Source organism: Streptomyces sp. YIM 121038, from assembly GCF_006088715.1.
GTDB lineage: Bacteria > Actinomycetota > Actinomycetes > Streptomycetales > Streptomycetaceae > Streptomyces.
Window position 1 is genome coordinate 4,808,799 of record NZ_CP030771.1, and the last position, 24,866, is coordinate 4,833,664.

Here is a 24,866-nt window from a genome sequence, read left to right on the forward strand (position 1 = left end):
ACAAGAACGCAAATTGAGCTACGACCGCCACTCGCCCGGCGCCCGGGCCGGACGACGCGCCTCCGGAACGGCCGACCGGCCCACTGGCCGGCTGGTCGGCTGGCCGGCTGGCCGGCTGGCGCGCCGACGGGCCGGTCGGCCGACTGGTCGCTCAGCGGACCGGCGTCAGCTCCGGGTCCTCGCGGAGCTTGCCGAGCGCCCGCGACACCGCGCTCTTGACCGTGCCGATGGACACCCCGAGCACCTCGGCCGTCTGGGCCTCGCTCAGGTCCTCGTAGTACCGCAGGACGACCATGGCCCGCTGCCGCGCCGGCAGCTTCATGATCGCGCGCCACATCGCGTCGTGCAGGGCCTGCTGCTCGGCGGGGTCACCGGCCGGCACGGTCTCCGGCTCGGGCAGCTCGTCACAGGCGAACTCGTCGACCTTGCGCTTGCGCCACTGCGACGTGCGCGTGTTCAACAGGGCCCGGCGCACGTACCCGTCGAGCGCCCGGTGGTCCTCGATCCGGTCCCAGGCCACATAGGTCTTGGTCAGGGCCGTCTGCAGCAGGTCCTCGGCGTCGCTCGGGTTCGCCGTCAGCGAGCGGGCGGTGCGCAGCAGCACGGGCTGGCGGGCCCGGACGTACGAGGCGAACGACGGGTAGGCGGAAGGACCCGCGCCCCGCGTCGCGGCCTTCGATGCGCTGGTGCACACGGACACCATGGATGCGGTCATGGCTCCACGCTAGAAGCGCCCCCTACATCTGCGGATCGGCCGCAGGTCCCGAAGCCGTGTCCGCCTCAGGTTGTACGAGGGGAGGTAGCCTCACCTCCTGAAGGTGGAGGAGAAGGAGCACACCCCTGAGGGTTCGACCCTGAGGAACCGGAAACCGCTTGCCCACTCGGCTCCGGTCACCGCTCACTCCAGCAGGGCCACCGGCGCGTGCACCAGGTTGCGATCGATCTGCAGGGTGCGCCCGCCGTACCGCTCCGTGACGTTGCCCGCGTACTGGTGGATCCGGCGCTCCGGATGCCAGGCGTACCAGGGAAGTCCCTGCTCACCGTACAGGTCGGGCCGGTTGTTCCAGCGGGCGAACCACATGATCGACGGCAGGTCGTCGACCCCCGCCCGGCGCGCCGACTCCAGGTGCGCTACGCCGGAGTCGGCACTGCTGTAGAACCCCGGTACGTAGCCGTGGCTGCGCACTTCGCGGCTCCAGGCCCGTACGAAAGTGAGCGTGGCCGTGGCGCATTTCCCGTTCTGGTACGCATACGCCTCCATGTCCAGGTAGAGCGGACTGTCCGGCCCCATGCCGAGCGCCGCGGCCCGGCGCACCGCGTCGTGTCCCTCCCGGGTGCCCTGGGGTCCGGGCTCGCTTCCGATGCGGACGTGCTGCTTGTTCTCCGCCCGTACGCATGGGGACTGCGAGCCGACGTACACCGGAAGCACGCCCCAGCCCATCTCGTCGACCGCCGACAGCCAGGCGCTGCTCAGCTGCGGCTGGTCCTGACAGGCCCGGCCGCGCCCGGCGTAGTAGACGCCCACCGCGCGGTACGGCGAGTCGAGCCAGCGCCGCATGGTGTCGGCCGACGGCGTCAGACAGGTGTCGAAGGCCTGGCCGTCGAAGACCCCGGGCCGGGCCGCCGCCGCGTGCCGGCCCGGCCCCGTCGGTCCCCCGAGGACCGCCGGGCGCGCGGGCCCGGAACCTTCGGCAGGCCCCGAACCCTCGGGTGGGTGCGAGGTGTCCAGGGCCAGCGTCGCCAGGGCGAGGGCGAGGACAAGGCCAGTGATCTTCTTCCGGTGGCGCATACGGCGAGTGAACGGGCCGGGGTGGGTGCCAGGACCGGGACACGCGCCGCGTTCAGCCGTCCGCCGTCAGAATCAGCCCCGAAGTGGGGACGCCGGTGCCCGCCGTGACCAGGGCGTGCGCGGCGCCGGGTATCTGGTTCACCGCGGTGCCGCGCAGCTGGCGCACGGCCTCCGCCATGCCGTTCATCCCGTGGAGATAGGCCTCGCCGAGCTGTCCGCCGTGGGTGTTCAGCGGCAGCCGCTCCTTGGCGACGAACTCCGCGGCCTCGCCCGGCGCGCAGAACCCGAACTCCTCCAGCTGCATCAGCACGAACGGCGTGAAGTGGTCATAGAGGATCCCGACGTCGACATCGCCGGGAGCGAGCCCCGAGGTGCGCCACAACTGCCGTGCCACGACGCCCATTTCCGGCAGGCCGGTGAGATCGTCCCGGTAGTAGCTGGTCATCTGCTCCTGCGCCCGGCCCGCGCCCTGCGCGGCGGCGGCGATCACCGCGGGCGGCTGCGGCAGGTCCCGGGCCCGCTCCACGCTGGTGACGACGAGGGCCTGTCCGCCGTCGGTCTCCTGGCAGCAGTCCAGGAGCCGCAGCGGCTCCACGATCCACCGGGAGGCCGCGTGCTCCTCCAGCGTGATGGGTCTGCCGTGGAAGTACGCCGCCGGGTTCGTCGCCGCGTACTTCCGGTCGGTGACCGCCACATGGCCGAAGACCTCCGGGGTCAGCCCATGGGTGTGCAGATAGCGCTGCGCGGCCATCGCCACCCACGACGCCGGGGTGAGCAGTCCGAAGGGCAGCGCCCAGCCGAGTGCGACCCCCTCCGCCGAGGGCTCGCGATGGCTGACTCCGGCGCCGAAGCGGCGCCCGGACCGCTCGTTGAACGCCCGGTAGCAGACCACCACTTCGGCCACCCCCGCGGCTATCGCGAGCGCCGCCTGCTGGACGGTCGCGCAGGCCGCGCCGCCGCCGTAGTGCACCCGGGAGAAGAAGGAGAGCTCGCCGATGCCCGCCGCCTGGGCGACCGTGATCTCCGGGCTCGTGTCCATCGTGAAGGTGACCAGGCCGTCGACGTCGGCGGGGGCGAGGCCCGCGTCGTCGAGCGCCGCCCGCACCGCCTCCACGGCCAGGGTCAGCTCGCTGCGCCCGGAGTCCTTGGAGAACTCGGTGGCCCCGATCCCGACGACCGCCGCCCTGCCCCCGAGATCGTCCCGCGCCCGCACGCTCATGCGGCACCTCCTGCCACGACTGGGGCCGGGCCGCCCGGAGCCGGGCCGTCCGGGGCCGGGCCGTCCGGAGCCGGGCCGCGCGCTGACCTCGCCTCGTCCGCCGGGGCCGCGCCGCCCGAGGGCGCGCGCACGGTCACCGTCACCATGCCGGTGACGTGCTTGCCCATGCCGTTGGCCCCGACGACCCTGACCGTCGCCGTGACGCCCTCCGGGGCGCGGGTGACCTCCTCGATGGTGCCCGTCAACACCATCGTGTCGCCCGGGTAGTTGGGCGCGCCCAGCCTGATCTTCACCTGGCGGAGGATCGCGCGAGGGCCGAAGTGGTCGGTGATGTAGCGCCCCACCAGGCCGTTGGTGGTGAGGATGTTCATGAAGATGTCCGGGGAGCCCCTCTCCTTGGCGAGCTCCGCGTCGTGATGCACGTCCTGGTAGTCCCTGGAGGCGATCGCTCCCGCGACGATCAGCGTGCGCGTGATCGGGATCTCCAGCGGCGGCAGCGCGTCACCCTCCCTCAGGGCGGCCGGGGCCTTCGGCGGATGCCCCCGCTCCGCGCGCCCCGCACCGGCGTGGCCCGTCCCCGCGCGCCCCATCAGCCCTCGCCCCCTTCCGGAGCAGCCACGGCCGCACCCTCCAGGGCCCGGAACACCGGCAGCTCCAGGTCCTCGTCCACCCGCTGGAACTCCAGCCGCACCGGCATCCCGATCCGCACGGCCCGGTGCGGTACCCCCACCAGATTGCTGATGATCCGCACGCCCTCCGCGAGCTCGATGAGCACCACGGCGTACGGACTCGCCCCGCCGGAGGCCCCGTCCGGCGCGAAGGCCGGGAACGGCGGGTGGTGCATCACCACATACGAGTAGACGGTGCCCTCACCGCTCGCCTCGACCGTGTCCCACTCGGGGGAGCCGCAGGCCCCGCAGCCCGGCAGCCAGGGGAAGCGGAGCGTGCCACAGGCCCCGCAGCGCTGGATGAGCAGGCGGTGCCGGGCCACGCCCTCCCAGAACCCGGCGTTGTCCCTGTTGACCACCGGGCGGGGGCGGGTGGCCGGGGCGGCTCCGCGCCCCCGGCCGACAGGGGTGGCGGTCGGCCGCCGCTTCGCGGGGCGGTACTTGAGGATCCGGAAGCGGTGGGTGCCCGCGAGCTCGCCGCCCGCGCGGATGTCCATCCGGGTCGTCACGAAGTACCCCGCGCCGAGCTTGGTCGTCTTGCGGTCCGACACCGACTCGATCACCGCGTCGAACGTGATCTCGTCGCCCGGCCGCAGCGGGCGCAGATACTCCTGCTCGCAGTCCGTGGCGACCACCGAGGTGCACCCGGCGTCGTCGAGCAGCGCGAGCAGCTCGTCGTACGCCTCGGAGCGGGTCGCGTGGCCCGCGAGGCCGCCCATCGTCCAGGCCTGGAGCATGGTCGGCGGGGCGATCGCGTCGGGTCCCTGATAGGCCGGGTGGGTGTCGCCGACGGCCTCGCACCAATGCCGGATCATCGGCGCGTTGACCGGGTCCCTGCCGTGGCCGGACTCGGCCGCGGACCGGCCCTCGTACGCCTTCAGCCGTCCGTACCACCGGTCGGGTCCGTCCGGTCCCGTCGCCGGTCCGTCCGCCCTGCTCCGCGCGCTGCCCGTCACCGTCGTCCCCTCCGCCGCCCCGATCAACCGCCCCCGCGAGCTCCTGACACATTCGGCACACCGCAGCCGCCGCGTCGGTTCCCACGGATGTCCCGCCGCCGCGCCACTGGTTTCTGACTGTCCGTCAGTTTCCGTACGGGTGTCAAGACGGGGAGCCGACGCCCGCCGCCGCGCCCCGCACACACAGCTGCGCGGCGGGGCCCGAGGCACCGCCGCGCAAACTGTCACATCACCCCACAGAGCAGGCCCCGAGGATCACTCCCCGACGAGGCCCCGGCTCACCACAGTTCGCTGAAGTTGACGGCGACGTTGGCGTTCGACTGGTCGATGTCCGTGAACGCGGAGCCGTTCACCTGAGCCGTGTTGCTCTGGTTGGAGGCGCCGTTGCCGACCGCCTGCTGCTGAGTGGTCGAGGAGTTGCCGTTGTTGTCATCGCCGACACCGCTGCCGTTGACGACCGCAACACCCGCGTTCGATCCGTTGTCCGCGAACGAGCCGTTGTCGGCCATCGCGACACCCGAGAAGAGGGCGGCAGCCAGCGGCAGTGCGGCGACGGCGGCGAGGGCACGGGCGGTACGGATGCTTGCCATGTCTATTTCCTCCAGAACGGGGGGTGAGCTCCGGCCCCTGCCGGGCGCACCTGAAATACGGCTTGTTCCAGGGCAGTTGGCCGACCGCCCTGGAGATCTGCACGACGTCGCGCATCCAGAGTTGCCCACCGAATCCCCGCCGAACCACCCCGGAAGTCACTATTCCCCCGCAAGCGTGAGGACAAGTCGATAAACCCGCTTCGCTCCATCAACGCCCCAGCTCAGCACCCTCACCCCAGCCGACCCCAGACGCCGCACGGGCTGAAGCGTTCCGGCAAAACCCCGGCAAAAGGGGGCGCTGCCCCCATCCGGCCACCCTGCGCGCCCTTCCCCCTTCCCTTCATCGAACGCTAGTACGAAAATGAAGTCATGGCCCCCAGCGACCGCCATGCCGAAGACCGCCCCGCCCACGACGGCCCGCACGAACCGGCCGCCGAGCACCCGTCCGCCCACGAGCCACGGCCCCACGAACCGGCACCCCGCGCGCGGGCCCGCCACGCGGCCGAGCGCCACACCGCCACCCTCGCGCTGGCCCACGCCCTGTCCGCCGCCGAGCGGGGCCTCGCCGTCATCCCCCTGTCCCGCGGCAAGCTCCCCGCACTGCGCTCGCCGCACCACGACGACCCGCACCCCCCGCCGTGCCACGGCGAGTGCGGACGCCTGGGCCACGGCGTGTACGACGCCTCCACCGACCCGGTGCGCATCCGCGAGCTGTTCGCCGCGGCGCCCTGGGCGTCGGGCTACGGCATCGCGTGCGGGCTGCCGCCGTACCACCTGATCGGCATCGACCTGGACACCAAGTCCGGCGCCGACGCCCCTGCCGCGCTGCGCGAGCTGGCGCTGCGGCACCTGTTCACCATCCCGGAGACCGTCGTCGTCACCACCCCCAGCGGCGGGCGTCACGTCTGGCTCTCCGGGCCGCCGGACGTCGTCGTGCCCAACTCGGCGGGCCGTCTGGCCCCCGGCATCGACATCCGGGGCGCGGGCGGCTATCTGGTCGGCCCCGGCTCGCGCACCGAGCAGGGCGTGTACAGCACCGTGCCGGGCACCGCCCACCTGCCCCCGGCCCCGTGCCCCGAGGCCCTCCTGCGGCTGCTCGTGCCCCCGCTCCGCCGCCGCCCGGCGGCACCCCCGCGCGCGGACGGCCCCGAGGCCGCCCAACAGGGCCAGGGCCTGGTCCAGTTCGTCCTCGCCGCGCACGAGGGCCAGCGCAACACCCGGCTCTTCTGGGCCGCTTGCCGCGCCTACGAGAACGGCCTGGGCGAAGCCCTCGCCGCCCCCCTCATCGAGGCGGCCCTACGCGTCGGCCTCACCCTCCGCGAGGCCCGCTCCACGATCGCTTCAGCGGCCCGCCTGACGGGCCACGCCTGACGCCACGCACGCGTGCCACACGACGCGACCCCGGCCCCCGACCCGAACCAGCCACGCACACCGGACACCAGGCACCGGGCACCCCAGGGGCGGCCCCTCACACACGTCCCTCACACACGAAGGGGCGCCCGGATCTCTCCGGACGCCCCTTCGACGACTGGCCCTGGGCCAGCACCCGCGGTGGGTGTGGGATTTGAACCCACGGTGACTCGCGCCACGACGGTTTTCAAGACCGTTCCCTTAGGCCGCTCGGGCAACCCACCCCGCGCTGCCGCCGTGTGATCGGGCGGGCTTGCGCGGGGTCAAGAGTAGCGGGTCAGCTGTCGCCCTTGCGCTCGCCCAAGGTCACGTCGACCGTGCGCTCCTTGCCGTCGCGCTCGTAGGTGATCTTGACCTTGTCACCCGGCTTGTGGGTCCAGATCTGGCCGATCAGGGTCGGGCCGCTGTCGATGACCGTGTCGTCGAGCTGCGTGATGACGTCGCCGGACTTCAGGCCCGCCTTGGCCGCGGGGCCGTTCGGCTCGACCGCGGGGCCCGAGCCGGCGGCGCCGCGGTCGGAGATCACCGCGCCGCCCGAGGCGTCGGCCAGAGAGACCGAGGCGCCGATCATCGGGTACGTGGGCTGGCCGGTCTTGATCAGCTGCTGTGCGACGTTCTTCGCCTGGTTCACCGGAATCGCGAAGCCGAGGCCGATGGAGCCGGACTGGCCGCCGCCCACACCGCCCCCGCTGTCGGCGGGCTTGATGGCGGAGTTGATGCCGATGACGGCGCCGCGCGCGTCCAGGAGGGGGCCGCCGGAGTTGCCCGGGTTGATGGAGGCGTCGGTCTGCAGGGCGCTCATGTACGAGCTCTTGCTGCTGGCGCCGTCGCTGGACGTGACGGGGCGGTTCTTCGCGCTGACGATGCCTGTCGTGACCGTGTTGGACAGGCCGAAGGGGGCACCGATGGCGATGGTGGAGTCGCCGACGGCGACCTTGTCGGAGTCCGCGAGCGCGAGCGGGCGCAGGTTCGCCGGCTTGTTCTTGAGCTTGATGACCGCCACGTCGTACCCCTGCGCGCGGCCGACCACCTCGGCGTCGTACTTCTTGCCGTTCGAGAACGTGGCCGACAGCTTGCCGCCCTCGGCGGCCGAGGCCACCACGTGGTTGTTCGTGAGGATGTGGCCTTCCTTGTCGTACACGAAGCCCGTGCCCGTGCCGCCCTCGCCGCTGCCGCTCTGGGCCTCCAGGGTGACCACGCTCGGCAGCGCCCTGCTCGCGATGCCGGCGACCGAGCCCGGCTCGCGCTTGAGGTCGGCAGGGGCGTCCGAGGCGGAGACCGTCGTGGAGTCCGTGCTGCTGTCGTCGTTGCGGTCCGCCGCCCAGTAGCCGATGCCGCCGCCCACGCCGCCCGCGACGAGGGCCGCCGCGAGCACGGCCGCGAACAGACCGCCGCGACGGCGGCCGCCCGGCTTGGGCGCGGACGGCTGCTCGGCCGTCCAGGAGGAACCCCATCCCGAGCCTCCGCCCTGCGTGTACGACGGCACGGCGGGGGGCGGGGGCGGCGGCCAGGAGCCGCCGGACGCGGCCCCGGGGGCCTGGGCGTGCGCGGCGGTGGGGTGCGCGGCCGTCGGCTGCGCGGCCGTCGTATGGGCGTACGGGTCCGGGATCTGGGGCGCCGGCGGCGCGGCGGGCGCCTGGGGCTGGGCCTGGGCCTGCGCGGCGTCCTGCGGCGCCTGCTCGGGCGCGGGCGCCGCGGCGGGCTCATGGGCGGGCGCGGACGCGGGCTCCGGCCTCGCGGACGCCTCCGCTGCGGGAGGGGCGGCGGGAGCAGCGGGAGTGTCCACCGGCACAGGAGGTGCGGACGGGGCCGGGGGGACCGCAGTGCCCTCGTTCTCGGTGCTCACAGCTTTCTTCTCCTCGGTCCACGCTGTCGTACTCGGTCACGGCCAAAGATCGGCCCGGGGCAGCACAGGTCGGATACCCGGTCAACCGTTCAGTTGTCCCAGTCAGCTTTTCCCATGGGCTGTCAGGCCACCATAAGCCGACGCTGTGCGTTCACGACGGGCGAAACCGCCGCATTCGGAAAGCTTCGGGCGGCTCCGGAAAGCCCCGGGAAGGCCGTGTGCGCCTTCATGAAGTCCCCGGAGCCTCCCGAGTCCCCGGAAAGCTCATCCGAAGGTTCACAGCCAAGTCACAGAGCCACCTGAAGGCTGCGTGAGAGGAGTCTGAGAAAGGCCGCGCCCCGGGGCCGCCGGTCCGCACTCCCGGGCCGACGACGGCCCGCACGCCCGACCCGCCACAGCCCTCGCAGCCCGGCCCCGCGGGCCCGCGCCCCCGGACGGTGGCACCATGACGCGGTGACCCACGCACGACAGCACCTCATCCAGGTCGTCGCCCACCGAGGGGCCTCCGAGGACGCCCCGGAGCACACACTGGCCGCCTACAAGAAGGCCGTCGACGACGGCGCGGACGCCCTCGAATGCGATGTCCGGCTCACCGCGGACGGGCACCTGGTCTGCGTCCACGACCGCCGCGTCAACCGCACGTCGAACGGCCGGGGCGCCGTCTCCGCCCTGGAGCTCGCCGAGCTGGCCGCGCTCGACTTCGGCTCCTGGAAGAACCGCGAACAGGGCCCGTACGCCGAGGACCCCGACTGGGAGGAGGGCCCGGCCCCGGAGGACACCTCGGTCCTCACCCTGGAGCGCCTCCTGGAGCTCGTGGCCGAAAACAATGCCTCCGGGCGACGCCTTCAGCTCGCCATCGAGACCAAGCACCCCACGCGCTGGGCGGGCCAGGTCGAGGAGCGGCTGCTGCACCTCCTGAAGCGCTTCGGTCTGGACGCTCCCTCTCCGGAGGAGCCCTCCCCGGTGCGGGTGATGAGCTTCTCGGCGCGTTCGCTGCAACGTGTCCGCGCCGCGTCGCCGACCCTGCCGACCGTTTACCTGATGCAGTTCGTCTCGCCGCGCCACCGCGACGGGCGGCTGCCCCAGGGGGTGCGCGTCGCGGGACCGAGCATGCGGATCATCCGCAGCCACCCCGGATACGTCGCCAAGCTCAAGCGCGCGGGCCACCAGGTCCACGTGTGGACCGTGAACGAGCCCCAGGACGTCGAACTCTGCGCCCGGCTGGGCGTCGACGCCATCATCACCAACCGCCCGAAGCAGGTTCTGTCCCAACTGGGCCGCGACTAACTTTCGTTACGGGGTGTGCACCGGCGCGTTCGTTCCGTATTCGATCGTGACGAGTGCGTCACCATCCCGGTGTTGGCCGGTTTCCGGTCCAGTCCATTGGGGCATCCACTCCGTGGCGTGGGGCAAAGGAGGTCTCGGGGGTGGCGTTTGTGGTGGCACGGGAAGTGCCCACGTCGTCGAGCATGGCCGTACCCCATGGTCCTGCGGGCGTGGGGGAAGCCAGACACCGGATGCGCGATCAGCTTCGCGTCAGCGGGGTGTCGGAGTCGGTCATCGACGACGCCGTACTGATCCTTTCCGAACTTCTCAGCAACGCCTGCCGACACGGCAGACCGCTGGGCAGTGGGCTGCACGACAGCCCGAAGGGCAGTGACGGCAGCGGCGACGGAGACGTGCGCGCCGCCTGGCAGGTCGACAAGGCGGGACGCCTGACGGTCGAGGTGACGGACGGCGGCGGCCCGACCCGCCCGGTTCCGGCCACTCCGTCGGTCACCGCCCACGGCGGCCGCGGGCTGAACATCATCACGGCCCTCGCCGAGTCCTGGGGAGTACGGGACGACGCCCGCGGCGAGGTCACCGTCTGGGCCCTCGTGCACGCCGGGCACCGCGCCGAGGACTTCGCTACGCGCGTCGCCGCCCCGTCGGCCTCCGCGATAGCCGAGCTGGGCTTCTCGGACCCGTTCGACGACGTGGACTGAAATCCGACGGCGGATCGGCGACAGCCCGACGACGACGGTTCGACGACGGCCCAGCGACCACGCGTCGACAACCGCCCGGCGACGACGGTTCGACGACAGCGCGACGACCACGGTTCGACGACAGCGCGACGACGTGGGCCGGAGTACGCGGACCTTGACCCCGCTCCGCGCAGCCGAACGCGGACCACGACCCGCCGCCGGACCAGGGCCGTATCCGAAGGCCACCGCGGCCCGCGGGCCCCGCGCGCACACGCGCCGAGTCGCTCCACCCTCGAACGGCTAGGCTCGCGCCCGTACGCAAGCGAGCCGTAACCGGGAGACACCCACGATGGCCAAGAAGCGCCCGCAGACGAAGGGCAAGCAGCCGCAGCTCAAGGACCACGAGGTCCCGGTGGTCGGCGCCAGGGAGCCCTGCCCCTGCGGTTCGGGCCGCCGCTACAAGGCCTGCCACGGCCGGGCCGCCGCGCACGCGGTCACCGAGCTGGTGCAGCGCCCCTTCGAGGGGCTGTCCGGCGAGTGCGACTGGGTGGCGCTGCGCGAGCTGGTGCCCGCCGCCACGGTCGAGCTGACCCTGAAGGACGGCCTGCCCGACGGCGTGCCCTCCGTGACCCTCGCCACGGTCCTGCCGATGGCCTGGCCCGCGCTGCGCCGCGAGGACGGCTCGGTCCTGCTCGGCCTGCAGAACGACACCTCGTCCGGCGACCTCAGCCGCGACCTCGCCGACACGCTGAGCCGCGCGCTCACCACGGAGCCGGGCCAGCCGGTGGCGGGCCGCAGGGCGCCCGCCGACGGGCCGCGCCTGCAGGACGTCCTCGACGACAAGGCGCCCTTCGCGCCCGTCGTGCACTCCGGCTTCGAGTTCTGGGTGCCGGACGCGGAGAACGCCACGGCGGAGGTCTCGGCCTCCCTGGAGCGGGCCAACGCCGCCGCCATCCCGACCGTCAAGCTGGGCGGCGTCGACTCGGCGTACTGGTGCGAGACGCCGGAGAAGAACCACCTGCGGTGGGTCATGCCGCACGCCGAGGAGGAGCTCCTCGACGCGCTCGCGCGCCTGCACGCCGCCGGTGCGTCGAGCCTCGGCGAGGGCACCCGCCTGGTCGGGTCCTTCCGCGCGCACGGCCTGACCGTGCCGGTGTGGGACCTGCCGAGCGGCATGGAGGCGCAGGACGTCGAGAAGCCCGCGGCCGAGTTCGCCGAGCGGCTCGCGGCGGCGCTCGCGGCCACGGAACCGCTGTCCGCGGAGGAGCGGCGCGCCCGCGGCGGCCTCACCAACCGCCAGGTCACGCTCAGCTGATCCACTTCCGGCGCCGGTCCACTTCCGGCGCCGGTCCACCGGAGGTGCGGCACCGTGCGCGGGGACCTGTCCCCGCGCGCGGGAGCAGCGCCCCTCGCGCACGCTTCCCGAACCTCACGATGGCCCTCCCACCGGCGCTTCGCCAAGCCCCGCGGCTCGTCCACGGATGACATTCGGCTGAGGTCTCGCGTCGGATTTCGAACAGGTGGGTGGTGCCGGGCGCCGGGGAGCGGCCCGTGGACCTCGTCCCGTCACGCTTTCTTAACCGGGCGAGTGCGCCGGGTGACCGGGCGGAGCCCGCGCAGGCGCCTCACCTCTGTCTCCCTGACCCACGGTTCAGCCGGAGCGAACGCGTGACTCCTGTCACAACTCCCCATGGGCGCAGGTGAATCCCTGTCCGGATAACTGAGATCGAATTTGCCAAGCGCAGATCTCTTGTTACCGTTCAGGTAGCCCGGTTGCTGGTGCATCCCCCGTCGCCAGCAACCGGGCGTTTCCATGCCCGCGCAGAAGTTACGCGCTCAACTGCCTTGTGGCCCGGCGGAGTTGCTGCCCGAGCGCAGCAGCAGGGCGCCGCCGCTCTCACTCGCGAACTCCGCGACCGCCGTGTAGCGCGCTGCGGCTCCCGACGTGCGCTCCCTAGGGGTGTCGCACGCCCCCGGCTCGTCCCCCGCGCCCACCGCGCAATACATCTGCACCGTGCGCCCCCGGGGGCCCATCACGCTCAGCACGGCCTCCAGGGCCTCACCGGTGACATTGCGGTAGTAGGTGCGCGCCCAGGTGTCCGCGCCCTGGGTCAGTACGCAGGTCTGGGCCTCGACGCCGTCGGGCGAGGAGAGTTCGGGGCCGCAGCGGGAGAGCGTGTCGGGCTGGGACGCGGCGTCGGCGGCACGCGCGGCACCAGGGCCGTCGGCAGCACCAGGACCGCCTGCGGCGCCAGGGCCGTCCGCGGCACTCGGCCCACCCGCGGCACCGGGACCGCCCCCGGCCCCGTGCGGCCGGAGCGGCGGCTCGGCCCGCGAAGCCCCGCGGGCCCCGGCCTCCGGCACCGAGGTGCCCGGCTCCGGGGGCCGTGCTCCCGCGCGCCCCGGATCGGCGGGTGCCTTGGTGTCGTCGAACACCGGCCCGGCGGCCGCCCCGGCGAGGGGCAGCAGCGCGGCGACGGCCACGATGCCCAGGAGCGCGAGCAGGCGGGGGTTCATGGCCGGGCGCGGGTGCATGCGCCGAAGATAACGACCCCGGGCGCCCCGCCCCGCGCCGCGCGCCCAATTCCCTTAGAACTCGGGCGCGCTCACACCCGTATGAGTGAGCGCGTCGACCACCGCGTCCACGACGGCCTCCACGTCGGGCACCCAGGGGGCGGCGGAGCCGGGCAGCGGAGCCCGCTCCCAGCCCGCCTGGCCCTGGCCCGTCTCGGACGGGGGCAGGGGGATGTACCCGCCCTCTCCGTGGAAGCGCAGCGAGCCGGGCACCCGGTCCTTGGCGTACAGGAGCTCGCCCAACTGCTCCATGGAGTACGGCGCGACGAGGACGAAGCAGCGGGCCGGCGTGGCCACGACGGGGCCGAGGCGGATGCCCGCGAGTTCGAGCGCGGCGAGGGCGCGCGCTCCGGCGCCCGCGGGCAGGCTCACGGCGCACGGGGCGCGCCCGCCGGTGGCCAGGAGGATGGGTGCGCCGGGCCGGTTGGTCCACCACCAGCGGACCATGCGCTCGTCGGTGGTGGCGGCAAGGAGTCCCGGGTCGAGCGGGTGGGCGCCTGGAACGACGCACTCCGGGTCGGGGCAGGCGCACCTGGCCTGGCCGCGGGTGGTGTCACGCTGGGAGACCGACATCTCCGGCCGCTCGTCGGCCGCTCCTCGCTGCGCGGCGCGCGGCCCCCGCTTCGCACCCCGCTTGCCGGTCCTTCTGGCACTCTTGCCGCCACGCGTGTCGCCCTGCCTCTCGCCGGGACCGGCGAGACCGGCGCGCCCGTCGAGTCCGGCGATGCCGTCGAGGAGCTGCCTGCTCTGCCCTTCGATACCGACACCGGGCAGCACGGGCCAGCGCCATGCTGTCGCGAAGGTCAGGGCCGCACCGATCAGAGAGGGACTCTGGTCAGACTTCCTACCGATTCGCCAGGACAGGAGCCTGCGTCGCCTTCCGAGGATCTCGCGCATGAGCGCTCGTTCCTTTCCGTTACACGCAGAGGGACACTTCGGGCCACATCACACCATGTGTGGATCTCTATCGCTGTGTACGAGGTGCGCGTACAAGGTGCATGCAAGGTGCGTACAAGCTGGCGCGTCACACCCCAGCCTGCGGCATGGGGAACCCCTATGGGCCGAGCGTTAACGTGGCGTGGGGTGGCGGCGCCTGGCGTTTGCCGTCCCGCGTTCTTCTTGCCCCCGGTGCCACGGGACGATGGGGCGCGGTCGCCGTGGGTTAAGACGTCCGGGTCCGGCGACAGGTTCCGGGCGTCGCGCAACTGCCCTGGTCCAGCCCCGAGCCACCACTTGAATCCGTACCCATCACGGCCGCTGTGACGCTCCTTCGAACAATGTCAGTCGACCGCAATATGGCGTTCCCTGCAACAGTTTTGAGCCAAGTTCTCAAGATCATTTCCAGTTCACAGAATTCTCACGCCGCGCACTGGACACCAGGAATCCCGGCAGGACAATGCTGGACATCCCCTCTCCAGTGCGTGTAGATGTGGAGACATTGCTGGCGGCGCAGAATGACAGGGGGTTTGCGATGCTATTGAGCAATACGCACTGGCCGGAAAGCGGTCAGCCATGAACGCCCCGCACCTGCCGAAAGTGGCCGGAATCGATTCCACTGTTCCCCCACCGGCGCACACTGTCCCGCCCGCCGCGCCCGTCCCGGAAGCCCCCGGCGCCCCCGGCGCGCTGATCCAGGACCGCCTGGCCGGCTGGGTCTCCGACCTCACCACGCTGCACGAACTCACCGAGCGCCTGTCCCGCACCGCCACCCTGGACGAGGCCCTGAACGAGGTGCTCCGCGCCGGTGCCGCCCTGGTCGGCGCCCGCCGCGGCCTCGTCGTCGTGGAGCCCGCCGACGGCCTCGGCCCCGACACCACCGTCGGCCTCGGCTTCGCCCGCGCCGACCTCGGTTATCTGGAGACGGTGCCGCGCGCCGCCACCGCGTACGGCCGGCTCCTGGAGGCGAGCGCAGCGGGCACCCCGCTCGCCGAGATCACCGAGATCGCGCAGCCGGACCTCTTCGCCGACGAGACCTTCGACCCGCGCCACCGCGAGGTCGCCCGCCGCCTCGGCTACGCGGCGAGCTACGCGCTGCCCCTGGCCACCGAGGCGACGGGCGGCGTCGGCGCGGCCGTCTGGCTGTACGACGAGCCCGCCGAACCGGCGCCGCGCCGCCGCCATCTGATCGGCCTGTACGTCCGCTACGCCGCCGAGCACCTGGCCCGCCTCGTCGAGTTCACCCGTGCCCGCACCACCGTGGCGACCCTGCGCGAGGAGCTGCTGCCCTCGCGCCTGTCCCGGGTCGCGGGCGTGCAGCTGGCCGCGCGGCACCGCGCCGGGGCGCGCGGCGGCGGCGACTGGTACGACGCGCTGCCGCTGCCCGACGCGGCGCTCGGCCTCTCGGTGGGCTCGGTCACCGGGTCGGGGCCGAGCGCGGTCGCCGCGATGGGCCGCCTGCGCGCGAGCCTGCGGGCGTACGCGGTGATGGAGGGCGAGGACCCCGTCGCCGTCCTGTCCGACCTGGAGCTACTGCTGCGCCTGACGGAGCCCGCGCGCTCGGCGACGGCCCTGTTCGCGTACTGCGAACCCGCGCTGCGCAAGGTCGTCCTCGCCGGGGCCGGGCACAGCCCGCCGTTGCTCGTCGGGGAGCGGCGCACGGAGTTCGTCGAGACCTCGCTGTCCGCGCCGCTCGGCATGCTCGCCTGCTGGGAGGCGCCGAGCGTGGAGATCCGCCCGGAGCCCGGCGAGACCCTGCTGCTCTACACCGACGGTCTGCTGCACCGCACCGGCGACGCGATGGACCGGGCGTTCGCGCGCCTGCACGCGGCGGCGGCGAGCGTGCCGAAGGCCGCCCGGGAGGACCCGGGAGCGGTCGCCGACCACGTCCTGCGGACCGTGCTGCCCGAGGGGATCGACGGGGCCGCCGGGCGCGACGAGGACGTGGTGCTGCTCGCGGCCCGCTTCGAATAGGGCACCCTTCGGTCGCTGCCCCGGTTGCCGTTCCGGCGCGCACCCCAGGCTCCGTGTGACCTCTTGACTGCGCACTGTAAGGGTCCTTCTGCCTCTGGACCCCCTTCCTGACCGCCGTACGATGAGAAGGCCCGTTGTCGTACATAGGAGGCAGACCGTGTCGGACGCTCTCAACCCGGAGACCCCGGAAGCTGAGGACGAAGAGCCGATCAAGCAGCGGAAGAACGGCCTGTACCCGGGTGTCTCCGACGAGCTCGCCGAGAACATGAAGTCCGGCTGGGCCGACACCGAGCTGCGTGACCTGGAGCCGGTCGCCCAGGCCGGGCACACCGCCGCCCGCCGTGCCGCGCTGTCCGCGCGCTTCCCCGGCGAGCGCCTGGTGATCCCCGCGGGCAACCTGAAGACCCGGTCGAACGACACGGAGTACGCCTTCCGCTCCTCCGTCGAGTACGCGTACCTCACCGGCAACCAGACGGAGGACGGCGTCCTCGTCCTGGAGCCCACGCGCGACGGCCACCAGGCCACGATCTACCTGCTGCCGCGCTCCGACCGCGAGAACGGCGAGTTCTGGCTCGACGGCCAGGGCGAGCTGTGGGTCGGCCGCCGGAACTCGCTGACCGAGGCCGAGAAGCTGTACGGCGTCCCCGCCTCGGACGTGCGCGAGCTGACGGGCCTGCTGAGCGAGGCCACCGGTCCCGTCCGTGTCGTGCGCGGCTACGACGCCGGGATCGAGGCGGCCCTGACCGACAAGGTCACCGCCGAGCGCGACGAGGAACTGCGGGTCTTCCTCTCCGAGCAGCGCCTGGTCAAGGACGAGTTCGAGGTCGGCGAGCTGCAGAAGGCCGTGGACTCCACGGTGCGCGGCTTCGAGGACGTCGTGAAGGTCCTCGACAAGGCCGAGGCGACGAGCGAGCGCTACATCGAAGGCACGTTCTTCCTGCGCGCCCGCGTCGAGGGCAACGACATCGGCTACGGCTCCATCTGCGCCGCGGGCCCGCACGCCACCACCCTGCACTGGGTGCGCAACGACGGCGCGGTGCGCTCCGGCGACCTGCTCCTGCTCGACGCGGGCGTGGAGACGCACACGTACTACACGGCGGACATCACCCGCACGCTGCCGATCAACGGCCGGTTCAGCGAGCTGCAGAAGAAGATCTACGACGCCGTGTACGAGGCCCAGGAGGCCGGTATCGCGGCGGTGAAGCCGGGCGCGAAGTACCGCGACTTCCACGACGCCGCACAGCGCGTGCTCGCCGAGAAGCTGGTCGAGTGGGGCCTCGTCGAGGGCCCGGTCGAGCGCGTCCTTGAGCTCGGTCTGCAGCGCCGCTGGACGCTGCACGGCACCGGCCACATGCTCGGCATGGACGTCCACGACTGCGCCGCCGCGCGCACCGAGACGTACGTGGACGGCACCCTTGAGCCCGGCATGTGCCTGACGGTCGAGCCCGGTCTGTACTTCCAGGCGGACGACCTGACCGTGCCGGAGGAGTACCGCGGCATCGGCGTGCGCATCGAGGACGACATCCTCGTCACGGAGGACGGCAACCGGAACCTGTCCGCCGCGCTGCCGCGCCGCGCGGACGAGGTCGAGGCGTGGATGGCCCAGCTCAAGGGCTGAGGTCCGTCCCGCACGGCCGATCGCCCCGCGCACTCGTCCTCGAACGCCGGACGGGGCTGGATTCCCCAGCCCCGCCCGGCGTTTTGCGTTCCCTGGCACCGGGTCCAAGTGGCCCATGAACAGGCGTAGGAAACCGCCCGGCGTTCGAGGACGCGCCCGCAGGCCGGCAGCGACAGTGCCGCCCCGGCTTGGGGGTGCCCCGCAGGGAAGGCAACCTGTCCAGCGCGGCGAGCTCAGCCCTGGCGCTCGTCCGTGCCGGCGACCTTGGCCGTGGCCAGGGCGATCCGGTTCCACGTGTTGATCGTGAAGATCAGGGACAGGACCTGGGCCAGCTCGGCCTCGTCGAAGTGGGCGGCGGCCTCCGCGTAGACGGCGTCGGGGACGCCCGCGTCGGCGAGGCGGGTGACCGCGTCGGTCAGCGCGAGCGCCGCCTGCTCCTTGGCCGTGAAGAAGTTCCTGGCCTCGCGCCAGACGGCCACCATGTGCAGCCGGTCCTCGCTCTCGCCCGCCTTGCGCGCGTCGTTGGTGTGCATGTGCAGGCAGTACGCGCAGCCGTTGAGGTGCGAGGCGCGGATCTGGACCAGCTCGACCAGGGCCGGGTCGAGGCCGTCGCGGGCGGCGGCGTCAAGGCCGATGACGGCCTTGAAGACCTTCGGCGCGGCCTTGGCGAAGTTGAGGCGGGGAGCCTGGGCGGCGGACTCGGCGACGGCGGGCGCGGTGGCGGTGTCGGTGGCGGCGGGCGCGATGACTGCGGTGTTGTTCGTCATGACCATGAATCTACGAGCCCCAAAGACCTTGGGTAGGGTGCACTTCCATGGCGGAATCATGGGTCAATTCGGCGGGGCGCATCGGCGCTGACCTGCACCTGGACCTCTCCGGCAGCGGCAGCCGCCGCGCCGCCCTGATCGACGCCCTGCGCGAGGCGGTGCGCTCCGGGCGGCTCGCCCCGGGCACCCGCCTGCCGCCGTACCGCTCCCTCGCCGCCGACCTCGGGATCGCGCGCAACACCGTCGCCGACGCGTACGCGGAGCTGGTCGCCGAGGGCTGGCTGACCGCCCGCCAGGGCTCGGGGACGCGGGTCGCCGAGCGGGTCGCACCGCCCCCGCGCATACGTGTCCCCAAGCGCGCCCCCACCGGTGGCGCGCCCCCCGCGCACAACCTGGTCCAGGGCCAGCCGGACGCCGGTTCCTTCCCGCGCACGGCCTGGCTCGCCGCCGCCCGACGGGCCCTGACCGCCGCGCCCACCGAGGCGTTCGGGCCCGGCGACCCGCGCGGCCGGGTCGAGCTGCGGCGCGCCCTCGCCGGTTATCTGGCGCGCTCGCGCGGGGTGCGGACCGACCCGGAGCGGATCGTGGTGTGCTCCGGCTTCGCGCACGCCCTGCGGCTCCTCTTCGGCACGGGCACCGGCGGAGTGCTGCGCGGCCCCCTCGCCGTGGAGGCCTACGGGCTCGGCTTCCACCGCTCCCTGCTCGACACGGCCAAGGTGCGGCCGGTGCCGCTGTCCCTCGACGAACACGGCGCCCGCGTCGAGGAGTTGTCGGACGTCCCCGGCCCGGTCCGTGGGGTGCTGCTCACGCCCGCGCACCAGTTCCCGACGGGCGGGCCGCTGCACCCCGCGCGCCGCACCGCCGCCGTCGACTGGGCCCGCACGCGCGCGGGGCTGATCCTGGAGGACGACTACGACGGGGAGTTCCGCTACGACCGCGAGCCCGTCGGCGCCCTCCAGGGGCTCGACCCCGAACGGGTCGTGTACATCGGCTCGGTGAGCAAGAGCCTGTCCCCGGCCGTGCGGCTCGGCTGGATGGTCCTGCCCGAGCACCTCGTGGACCCCGTCGTCGCCGCCAAGGGCCAACGGGAGGCGTGGGCCAGCGTCCTCGACCAGCTCACGCTCGCCGAACTCATCGAGTCCGGGCGGTACGACCGCCACGTCCGCCGGATGCGGCAGCACTACCGGCGCCGCCGCGACCAGCTCGTCGCCGCGCTCGCCGAACGCGCCCCGCACATCACCGTCACCGGCATCGCGGCGGGTCTGCACGCCGTGCTCCAACTGCCGCCCGGTACCGAGGCGTCCGCCGTGAAGGCCGCCGCATGGCACGGCGTGGGCCTGGAAGGGCTGGCCGACTACCGGCATCCGGAGGCGACGGGGGCGGCTCCCGACGGGCTCGTCGTCGGCTACGCGACGCCCTCCGAGCACGCGTACACGGCGGCGATCGACGCCCTGTGCCGGGCGCTGCCGCCCGCCCCCGACCACGGAACGGACACGGACGTCCGGACGTCCGGGCGAACGGGCGAACGGACGGGCGGACGGGCAGCCGTCCGGTCGGCCGGACGTGAACGGCGTGTGAAGCCTGGTACCCCCTTCTGAGCTGCTGAAATAACGACCCGCTGGCGCTGGTTGGGATCTGACACGCCCCTCACGAAGGGACGTGCGCAACAGACCTCATCAACCACGTACGGGGGAGCAGCGATGACGAACAAGGGCACTGGGGAACGCACGGAACAGTTGACGTTCGCGATCGGCGGCGATCTGCCGGTGCGCCGCATCGGCTACGGCGCGATGCGGCTCACGGCGGCGCCCGACCCTGCCGACGGCGAGCCGGGCGCGGGCCACGTGTGGAAGCCGCCGACGGACCGCGCCGCCGCTGCCGCCGTGCTGCGCAAGGCCGTCGGGCTCGGCGTGAACCTGATCGACACGGCCGACTCGTACATGATCGGCGGTGGCGAGGAGCTGATCGCCGACGCGCTGCACCCCTACGCCGACGACCTGACGATCGCCACGAAGGTCGGCGTCGTCCGCCCGTCGGCGACCGAGTGGGTGCCGCTCGGGCACCCGGCGTACCTGCGCCAGCAGGCCGAACTCAGCCTGCGCCGCCTGCGCGTGGAACGGCTCGACCTGCTCCAGCTGCACCGGCTCGACGACGCCTATCCGCTCGCCGACCAGATCGGCGCCCTCAAGCAGCTGCGCGACGAGGGCAAGGTGCGGCACATCGGCCTGTCCGAGGTCGGCGTGGAGCAGCTGCGCGAGGCGTCCGCGATCACGCCGATCGCCAGCGTGCAGAACCTGTACAACCTGGCCGACCGGCAGCACGAGGCCGTCGTCGACTACGCCACCGAGCAGGGCATCGCGTTCCTGCCGTTCTTCCCCGTGGCGATGGGCGCCCACGCCCGGGCGGGCGGCGTGGTCGCGGAGGTGGCGGCGGAGCTCGGCGCGACCACCGCCCAGACGGCCCTCGCCTGGCTGCTGCGGCGCTCCCCCGTGATCGTGCCCATCCCCGGCACGACGTCGGTGGGGCACCTGGAGGAGAACGTACGGGCACTGGACGTGGAGCTGTCCGACGAGCAGTTCGCCCGGCTCTCCGGGGTGGCCGAGTCCTCCGCCGGGGCGTCCGCCTAGCCTCCGCCGGGCGCTGAGCGCGCGTTAGCCCGCGTCCGCCGCCGTGAGTTGGTACAGCTCGGGCACGGAGACCTTGATGGGCTCCTGGGTGGTGCGCGCGATCACCACGACGACCGGCTCGTCCGGGTCGGGATGCTCCTCCCGGTGCGGGACGAACGGAGGCACGAGCAGGAAGTCGCCGGGGCCCGCCTCGATCCTGACTTCCTGCTCGCCGTCGTGGAAGACGAACACCGGGTGGCCGCTGACCACGTAGACGCCCGCCTCGGACTCGCCGTGGTGGTGGTTGTCGGTCGAGCTCATCGGCTCGTGCTCCACGAGCCCCATCCACAGCTTCCGGGAGCCGACGGTGCCGCCGCTGAGGGCGGTGTAGCCGTCGAGCTCTCCGGCGCGGACGTGGTGGACACGGTTGTTCGGCGGCGTGGCCCCGGACGTGGTCCGGGGCGTGGTCTGGGGCGTGGTCTGGGGCGTGTTCTGCGTGGGCACCGGGTGGCCTCCTGACGTTTCGAGCGCCTTCTGGACTGGCACCAGACTGCGATCGCCCCATCAGGTGCGGCAAATGTTATTGCCGTAACGGCAAGTTGACCGTACCGCTCCCCTGGTGGGCCGGGGCCTACTAGGGGCCTAGGAGCTACCGGGGCCCGAGGCCTGCTGCGCCTCGTCGTACGCCTCCCGCGCCGCCGCTATCGCCGGGCGGTGGGCTATCGACCAGTCGGCGAGGGACTTGATGAGGTGGGTCATGCTGTGGCCCATCTCCGTCAGCTCGTACTCGACCTGCGGCGGGATCGTCGGGTGCACCGTCCGCTTCACCAGGCCGTCCCGCTCCAGGCGGCGCACCGTCAGCGTGAGCATGCGCTGCGAGATGCCGCCGTGGATGCGGCGCTGGAGCTCCTTGAACCGCAGTACGCCGCCCGCCAGTTCGACCACGACGTACACCGACCACTTGTCGCCGAGGCGGTCCAGGACGTCCCGCACCCCGCACTCGTCCTGCGGCGTCTCGCACGCGATCACGGGCTCGCCGACCAGCGCCTTGAGCGCCGCCGCGGGCGCCCGCCCGGAAGGCGACGGCTCCGCGGGAGCCTCCCCGGAAACCTCGGAAACCCCGGCCGCCGCGGCCTCGGGGGTGGTTACCACCGTGTGCCCCACTGACATCAAAGTGCCTCCTTACGTGCTCCCCCGCCATCGCTCACGATGGTCACGTACCGAGTGCACAGCACATCTCGCACCGGTCGTCACCCAGTCCAACTGCTCTTCTCGGGGGATCGTTCCCATGCTGCTCGTCACCGGCGCCACCGGCGCACTCGGCCGGCTCGTCACCGCGAAGCTCGCGGGCCGCGCGGACACGCCCTTCGCCGTCGGCACCCGCACCCCCGCGCCCGGTCAGCGCCGCGTCGACTTCGACGACCCGGATTCCCTGGACTTCACCGGCGTGGACACGCTGCTCGTGATCTCCGCGGGCGCCGCCGAGGACGACGTCGTCATCGCCCGGCACGAGGCCGTCGTCACCGCCGCCGAGAAGTCCGGCGTCGGCCACCTCGTCTACACCAGCCTGAGCGGCGACGGCGACCATCTGACGTACGCGCTCGCCCACCGCTGGACCGAGCGCAGACTGCGCCGCTCCTCCCTGAACTGGACGGTGCTGCGCAACGGCCTGTACGCGGAGTTCCTCGCCGCCGTGGCCGCGCCGGGTCCGGACGGGACGATAGCCGCGCCGCTCGGTGACGGCCGGCTCGCCGCGGTCGCCCGCGAGGACCTGGCCGAGGTCGCCGTCCGCGTGGCCACGGCCCCCGCCGCCCACGCCGGGCGCACCTACGAGCTCGTCGGCGAAGAGCCCCTCGGCGGCGCCGACTTGGCCGCGGCGACCGGCGGTTCGTACGAGCCCGGCGGGCTGGAGGCGACCCGCGCCGCGATCACCGCGTCCGGTCAGGCCCTGCCCTTCCAGGTGCCGATGCTGCTCAGCACGTACGCGTCGATAGCGGGCGGCTTCCTCGACGGCACCTCCATAGCGGACAACGCCCTGCGTGCCCTGCTGGGCCGCGCCCCGCGCTCCGCCCTCGACACCTATGCGGCGGCGGTCCGGGGCTGAGCCCCGGGGCCCGGCCCTGAAGCCGAGCCCGGGCGGCTCACACGGCCGCCAGCGGAGCGCCCTCCCGCCACTTGAGGATCTTGTCGAAGCTGATCACCGCGCCGCCGTCGCGGCCCGGCCTGTTGCCGAAGTGCACGTCGTCGGCGAGCTCCCGGATGAGGCACAGGCCGCGGCCGCTCTCGGCGACCTCGGAAGGCGGCGTGGGCGCGGAGGGCGGGGCCTGGGTCCGGGACTGGCGCGAGGCCGGGGCGGCCTGCGTGCCCGCGCGGCGGCGCGTGCGGCGGCCGCGCCCGGTGCCCCTTCGGCCCTTCGTCCTCGTGGCCGGGGTGTTCGCGGCGCTCATGAAGACCCGGCCCGGCGGCAGTCCTGGGCCGGAGTCGGCGACCTCGATGCGGCACTTCTCGCCGTCGAGATAGGCGGTGACGCGGTACGCACCCGTCGCGGCACCCGTCGCACCGCCGTGCTCCACCGCGTTCGCACAGGCCTCGGTGAGCGCGAGAGACAGGTCGTACGAGACGTCCGGGTCCACCCCGGCCGTCTCCATCGTGCCGATGAGCAGGCGCCGCGCGAGCGGGACGCTCGCGGCTTCGCGCCGCAAATGGAGGGACCACCAGATGCTCATGCTTCAGCCTCCTGGCATGCTCCAGCCCTCTGGCCGCGGCTCGACATACCGATACGTATTGCCGCCAGCGCCCCGGGATAAGCGCCCAGTTGACGTGACGCCGCCCATACGGCGGACGCGGCGAGGGCTGTGTCCGGTGTAGCGGGACATACCGCTGCGCCTACCCGGCACGGCGGTGGTGAATTCCCGGAGCCCTCCCATCAGGCCCTTCCCGGCACTTACGGATCATTTCGGGTGATTCCGTCGCCTTGCGGCATGGACGGGAGCTTGCGGACCTGCTGTACGGGGCGGGGCGGCCCAGTGCGATGATGGCCCGGCCATGACTGCCCCCCACCAGCGCCAGGCGCGCACCGGAGCCGATCTCCGGCTGCTGCGGGCCGCGATGTTCGCCGCGGTGTGCCTCGTGCTGTCCGCCGGGGGCCATGTGCTCGCCTCCTGCGCCACCGTCCCGCTGTGGACGCTCGGCGCCGGGTTCCTCGCCGTGCTCGTGCTCGCGCTGCCCCTCGCCGGACGGGAGCGGTCGCTCCCCGGCATCGCCGGGGCGCTCGCGGTCGGGCAGCTCGGGCTGCACGCGCTGTTCGGGCTCGGCCAGCACGGCACGGCCATGGCGGCGGGCGGCACGGGCGGCGGCTCGCTCGTCGAGCGCGCGGCCCGCATCGTGTGCGGGGCGGGCGGGGCGACCATCACCCCCGTCCAGGCCCGGCAGATCCTGGAGACCGCGGGGCTCGACCCGTCCGGCGGCCACGGCGCGCACGCCCACGCCACCGGCGAGGCGGCCGCGCAGTCCGCGATGGTCCCGGGCCCGGCGATGTCCCTCCTGCCGACGCTGCCGATGCTGCTCGCGCACGTACTCGCGGCGGTGGCCGCGGGCTGGCTGCTGCGCCGCGGCGACGTGGCGCTCATGCGGCTCGTCCGGCTCTCCGCCCAGGGGGCACAGGGGGTGGCGCAAGGAGCGCTCATGCGTTCACTGCGCGCCGCCCTCACTCTGGTGCGCGCGCTGCGCGCCGGGCTCCCCGGCGCGGCAGAGCCGGCCTCCGGTCCGGCGCGCGCGGCCCGTGCCCTCGTACCGCCGAAGCTCCGGGCGGCCGCGCTCCAGCACACGGTGATCCGGCGCGGCCCGCCCGCGCCCGCCGTGTTCTCGCTCGCCGCCTGACGCGGCCCGCTCCACGCGACACCGACGCGTACGCGCACGCAGTGACGTACGACGTACCGAGTGACGCACC

Annotated in this window: 22 protein-coding genes, 1 tRNA gene and 1 pseudogene; 10 read left to right on the forward strand and 14 right to left on the reverse strand. The window is 73.2% G+C overall.

Features of this window, described 5'->3' with window-relative positions; genetic code table 11:
* Positions 1-151 precede the first annotated feature (151 nt).
* The 6 genes and pseudogenes from C9F11_RS20315 to C9F11_RS20340 all read right to left on the reverse strand — a co-directional run bounded on the left by C9F11_RS20315 (position 152) and on the right by C9F11_RS20340 (position 5,222).
* Positions 152-703 (reverse strand): SigE family RNA polymerase sigma factor, encoded by a 552-nt coding sequence (locus C9F11_RS20315; RefSeq protein ID WP_138966763.1) that lies wholly within the window; start codon positions 701-703, stop codon positions 152-154.
* 195 nt (positions 704-898) lie between these two features.
* Positions 899-1,789 (reverse strand): DUF1906 domain-containing protein, encoded by an 891-nt coding sequence (locus tag C9F11_RS20320; protein ID WP_138960617.1) that lies wholly within the window; start codon positions 1,787-1,789, stop codon positions 899-901.
* A 52-nt stretch (positions 1,790-1,841) separates the two neighbouring features.
* Complete coding sequence (locus C9F11_RS20325; RefSeq protein WP_138960618.1) at positions 1,842-3,008, reverse strand: lipid-transfer protein; 1,167 nt, start codon at positions 3,006-3,008, stop codon at positions 1,842-1,844.
* Between the two features lie 128 nt (positions 3,009-3,136).
* Positions 3,137-3,523, reverse strand: a pseudogene (locus tag C9F11_RS20330) (MaoC family dehydratase); the annotation flags it as partial.
* A 74-nt stretch (positions 3,524-3,597) separates the two neighbouring features.
* A complete protein-coding gene (locus tag C9F11_RS20335; protein ID WP_249402204.1) occupies positions 3,598-4,557 on the reverse strand; it encodes a bifunctional MaoC family dehydratase N-terminal/OB-fold nucleic acid binding domain-containing protein in 960 nt (319 codons plus the stop codon).
* Between the two features lie 353 nt (positions 4,558-4,910).
* Positions 4,911-5,222: a hypothetical protein gene (locus C9F11_RS20340; RefSeq protein WP_138960620.1), complete on the reverse strand. Its 312-nt coding sequence runs from the start codon at positions 5,220-5,222 to the stop codon at positions 4,911-4,913.
* A gap of 369 nt (positions 5,223-5,591) precedes the next feature.
* Here C9F11_RS20340 and C9F11_RS20345 point away from each other — a divergent pair, with 369 nt between their 5' ends.
* Positions 5,592-6,593, forward strand: coding sequence for a bifunctional DNA primase/polymerase (locus tag C9F11_RS20345; RefSeq protein WP_249401802.1), 1,002 nt, complete (start codon positions 5,592-5,594; stop codon positions 6,591-6,593).
* A 178-nt stretch (positions 6,594-6,771) separates the two neighbouring features.
* Here C9F11_RS20345 and C9F11_RS20350 read toward each other — a convergent pair.
* Together C9F11_RS20350 and C9F11_RS20355 are read right to left on the reverse strand one after the other, a co-directional pair.
* Positions 6,772-6,856 (reverse strand) — tRNA-Ser (locus C9F11_RS20350).
* A gap of 53 nt (positions 6,857-6,909) precedes the next feature.
* On the reverse strand, positions 6,910-8,478 hold the full coding sequence (locus tag C9F11_RS20355) for a trypsin-like peptidase domain-containing protein (RefSeq protein ID WP_138960621.1): 1,569 nt from the start codon (positions 8,476-8,478) through the stop codon (positions 6,910-6,912).
* A 453-nt stretch (positions 8,479-8,931) separates the two neighbouring features.
* On the opposite strand from C9F11_RS20355, the gene C9F11_RS20360 reads away from it, so the two are divergent.
* The 3 genes from C9F11_RS20360 to C9F11_RS20370 all read left to right on the forward strand — a co-directional run bounded on the left by C9F11_RS20360 (position 8,932) and on the right by C9F11_RS20370 (position 11,757).
* On the forward strand, positions 8,932-9,765 hold the full coding sequence (locus tag C9F11_RS20360; protein ID WP_138960622.1) for a glycerophosphodiester phosphodiesterase: 834 nt from the start codon (positions 8,932-8,934) through the stop codon (positions 9,763-9,765).
* Positions 9,766-9,818: 53 nt separating this feature from the next.
* Positions 9,819-10,463, forward strand: coding sequence for an ATP-binding protein (locus C9F11_RS20365; RefSeq protein WP_138960623.1), 645 nt, complete (start codon positions 9,819-9,821; stop codon positions 10,461-10,463).
* A 328-nt stretch (positions 10,464-10,791) separates the two neighbouring features.
* Complete coding sequence (locus C9F11_RS20370; protein WP_138960624.1) at positions 10,792-11,757, forward strand: DUF5926 family protein; 966 nt, start codon at positions 10,792-10,794, stop codon at positions 11,755-11,757.
* Between the two features lie 521 nt (positions 11,758-12,278).
* Here the strand turns inward: C9F11_RS20370 and C9F11_RS20375 are convergent.
* On the reverse strand, positions 12,279-12,977 hold the full coding sequence (locus C9F11_RS20375; protein WP_138960625.1) for a hypothetical protein: 699 nt from the start codon (positions 12,975-12,977) through the stop codon (positions 12,279-12,281).
* 54 nt (positions 12,978-13,031) lie between these two features.
* The gene (locus C9F11_RS48695; RefSeq protein ID WP_249401803.1) at positions 13,032-13,913 is read right to left on the reverse strand and encodes a bifunctional DNA primase/polymerase; all 882 of its coding nucleotides are present in this window, start codon (positions 13,911-13,913) and stop codon (positions 13,032-13,034) included.
* A gap of 615 nt (positions 13,914-14,528) precedes the next feature.
* On the opposite strand from C9F11_RS48695, the gene C9F11_RS20390 reads away from it, so the two are divergent.
* Both C9F11_RS20390 and C9F11_RS20395 read left to right on the forward strand, forming a co-directional pair.
* Positions 14,529-15,926, forward strand: coding sequence for a PP2C family protein-serine/threonine phosphatase (locus tag C9F11_RS20390; RefSeq protein ID WP_138960626.1), 1,398 nt, complete (start codon positions 14,529-14,531; stop codon positions 15,924-15,926).
* 121 nt (positions 15,927-16,047) lie between these two features.
* Positions 16,048-17,544, forward strand: a complete 1,497-nt coding sequence (locus C9F11_RS20395; RefSeq protein ID WP_138960627.1) for an aminopeptidase P family protein — start codon at positions 16,048-16,050, stop codon at positions 17,542-17,544.
* Between the two features lie 233 nt (positions 17,545-17,777).
* Here C9F11_RS20395 and C9F11_RS20400 read toward each other — a convergent pair whose 3' ends face one another.
* On the reverse strand, positions 17,778-18,311 hold the full coding sequence (locus C9F11_RS20400) for a carboxymuconolactone decarboxylase family protein (protein WP_171075801.1): 534 nt from the start codon (positions 18,309-18,311) through the stop codon (positions 17,778-17,780).
* A gap of 47 nt (positions 18,312-18,358) precedes the next feature.
* Between C9F11_RS20400 and C9F11_RS20405 the strand changes: the two genes are divergently transcribed.
* The gene (locus C9F11_RS20405) at positions 18,359-19,909 is read left to right on the forward strand and encodes a PLP-dependent aminotransferase family protein (RefSeq protein WP_138960629.1); all 1,551 of its coding nucleotides are present in this window, start codon (positions 18,359-18,361) and stop codon (positions 19,907-19,909) included.
* A 102-nt stretch (positions 19,910-20,011) separates the two neighbouring features.
* Complete coding sequence (locus C9F11_RS20410; RefSeq protein ID WP_138960630.1) at positions 20,012-20,938, forward strand: aldo/keto reductase; 927 nt, start codon at positions 20,012-20,014, stop codon at positions 20,936-20,938.
* A 24-nt stretch (positions 20,939-20,962) separates the two neighbouring features.
* On the opposite strand, the gene C9F11_RS20415 is transcribed toward C9F11_RS20410, so the two are convergent.
* Both C9F11_RS20415 and C9F11_RS20420 read right to left on the reverse strand, forming a co-directional pair.
* A complete protein-coding gene (locus tag C9F11_RS20415) occupies positions 20,963-21,421 on the reverse strand; it encodes a cupin domain-containing protein (protein ID WP_138960631.1) in 459 nt (152 codons plus the stop codon).
* Between the two features lie 138 nt (positions 21,422-21,559).
* Entirely contained in the window at positions 21,560-22,087 is a 528-nt protein-coding gene (locus C9F11_RS20420; RefSeq protein WP_346347316.1) for a helix-turn-helix domain-containing protein, read from the reverse strand.
* A 118-nt stretch (positions 22,088-22,205) separates the two neighbouring features.
* Here C9F11_RS20420 and C9F11_RS20425 point away from each other — a divergent pair, with 118 nt between their 5' ends.
* Positions 22,206-23,021: an NAD(P)H-binding protein gene (locus tag C9F11_RS20425; protein WP_138960632.1), complete on the forward strand. Its 816-nt coding sequence runs from the start codon at positions 22,206-22,208 to the stop codon at positions 23,019-23,021.
* Between the two features lie 37 nt (positions 23,022-23,058).
* On the opposite strand, the gene C9F11_RS20430 is transcribed toward C9F11_RS20425, so the two are convergent.
* Positions 23,059-23,643 carry an ATP-binding protein gene (locus C9F11_RS20430; RefSeq protein ID WP_138960633.1) on the reverse strand — a complete coding sequence of 195 codons (585 nt, stop codon included), beginning with the start codon at positions 23,641-23,643 and terminating at the stop codon, positions 23,059-23,061.
* 319 nt (positions 23,644-23,962) lie between these two features.
* On the opposite strand from C9F11_RS20430, the gene C9F11_RS20435 reads away from it, so the two are divergent.
* Positions 23,963-24,796 carry a hypothetical protein gene (locus C9F11_RS20435; protein ID WP_138960634.1) on the forward strand — a complete coding sequence of 278 codons (834 nt, stop codon included), beginning with the start codon at positions 23,963-23,965 and terminating at the stop codon, positions 24,794-24,796.
* Positions 24,797-24,866 lie beyond the last annotated feature (70 nt).

Bases quoted from the DNA above. Each gene is read 5' to 3' on its own strand.
- C9F11_RS20315 (WP_138966763.1), bottom strand. From the start codon at position 703: ATGGTGTCCGTGTGCACCAGCGCATCGAAGGCCGCGACGCGGGGCGCG.
- C9F11_RS20320 (WP_138960617.1), bottom strand. From the start codon at position 1,789: ATGCGCCACCGGAAGAAGATCACTGGCCTTGTCCTCGCCCTCGCCCTG.
- C9F11_RS20325 (WP_138960618.1), bottom strand. From the start codon at position 3,008: ATGAGCGTGCGGGCGCGGGACGATCTCGGGGGCAGGGCGGCGGTCGTC.
- C9F11_RS20340 (WP_138960620.1), bottom strand. From the start codon at position 5,222: ATGGCAAGCATCCGTACCGCCCGTGCCCTCGCCGCCGTCGCCGCACTG.
- C9F11_RS20345 (WP_249401802.1), top strand. From the start codon at position 5,592: ATGGCCCCCAGCGACCGCCATGCCGAAGACCGCCCCGCCCACGACGGC.
- C9F11_RS20370 (WP_138960624.1), top strand. From the start codon at position 10,792: ATGGCCAAGAAGCGCCCGCAGACGAAGGGCAAGCAGCCGCAGCTCAAG.
- C9F11_RS20375 (WP_138960625.1), bottom strand. From the start codon at position 12,977: ATGCACCCGCGCCCGGCCATGAACCCCCGCCTGCTCGCGCTCCTGGGC.
- C9F11_RS48695 (WP_249401803.1), bottom strand. From the start codon at position 13,913: ATGCGCGAGATCCTCGGAAGGCGACGCAGGCTCCTGTCCTGGCGAATC.
- C9F11_RS20390 (WP_138960626.1), top strand. From the start codon at position 14,529: ATGAACGCCCCGCACCTGCCGAAAGTGGCCGGAATCGATTCCACTGTT.
- C9F11_RS20395 (WP_138960627.1), top strand. From the start codon at position 16,048: ATGAGAAGGCCCGTTGTCGTACATAGGAGGCAGACCGTGTCGGACGCT.
- C9F11_RS20400 (WP_171075801.1), bottom strand. From the start codon at position 18,311: ATGACGAACAACACCGCAGTCATCGCGCCCGCCGCCACCGACACCGCC.
- C9F11_RS20405 (WP_138960629.1), top strand. From the start codon at position 18,359: ATGGCGGAATCATGGGTCAATTCGGCGGGGCGCATCGGCGCTGACCTG.
- C9F11_RS20410 (WP_138960630.1), top strand. From the start codon at position 20,012: ATGACGAACAAGGGCACTGGGGAACGCACGGAACAGTTGACGTTCGCG.
- C9F11_RS20420 (WP_346347316.1), bottom strand. From the start codon at position 22,087: ATGTCAGTGGGGCACACGGTGGTAACCACCCCCGAGGCCGCGGCGGCC.
- C9F11_RS20425 (WP_138960632.1), top strand. From the start codon at position 22,206: ATGCTGCTCGTCACCGGCGCCACCGGCGCACTCGGCCGGCTCGTCACC.
- C9F11_RS20430 (WP_138960633.1), bottom strand. From the start codon at position 23,643: ATGAGCATCTGGTGGTCCCTCCATTTGCGGCGCGAAGCCGCGAGCGTC.
- C9F11_RS20435 (WP_138960634.1), top strand. From the start codon at position 23,963: ATGACTGCCCCCCACCAGCGCCAGGCGCGCACCGGAGCCGATCTCCGG.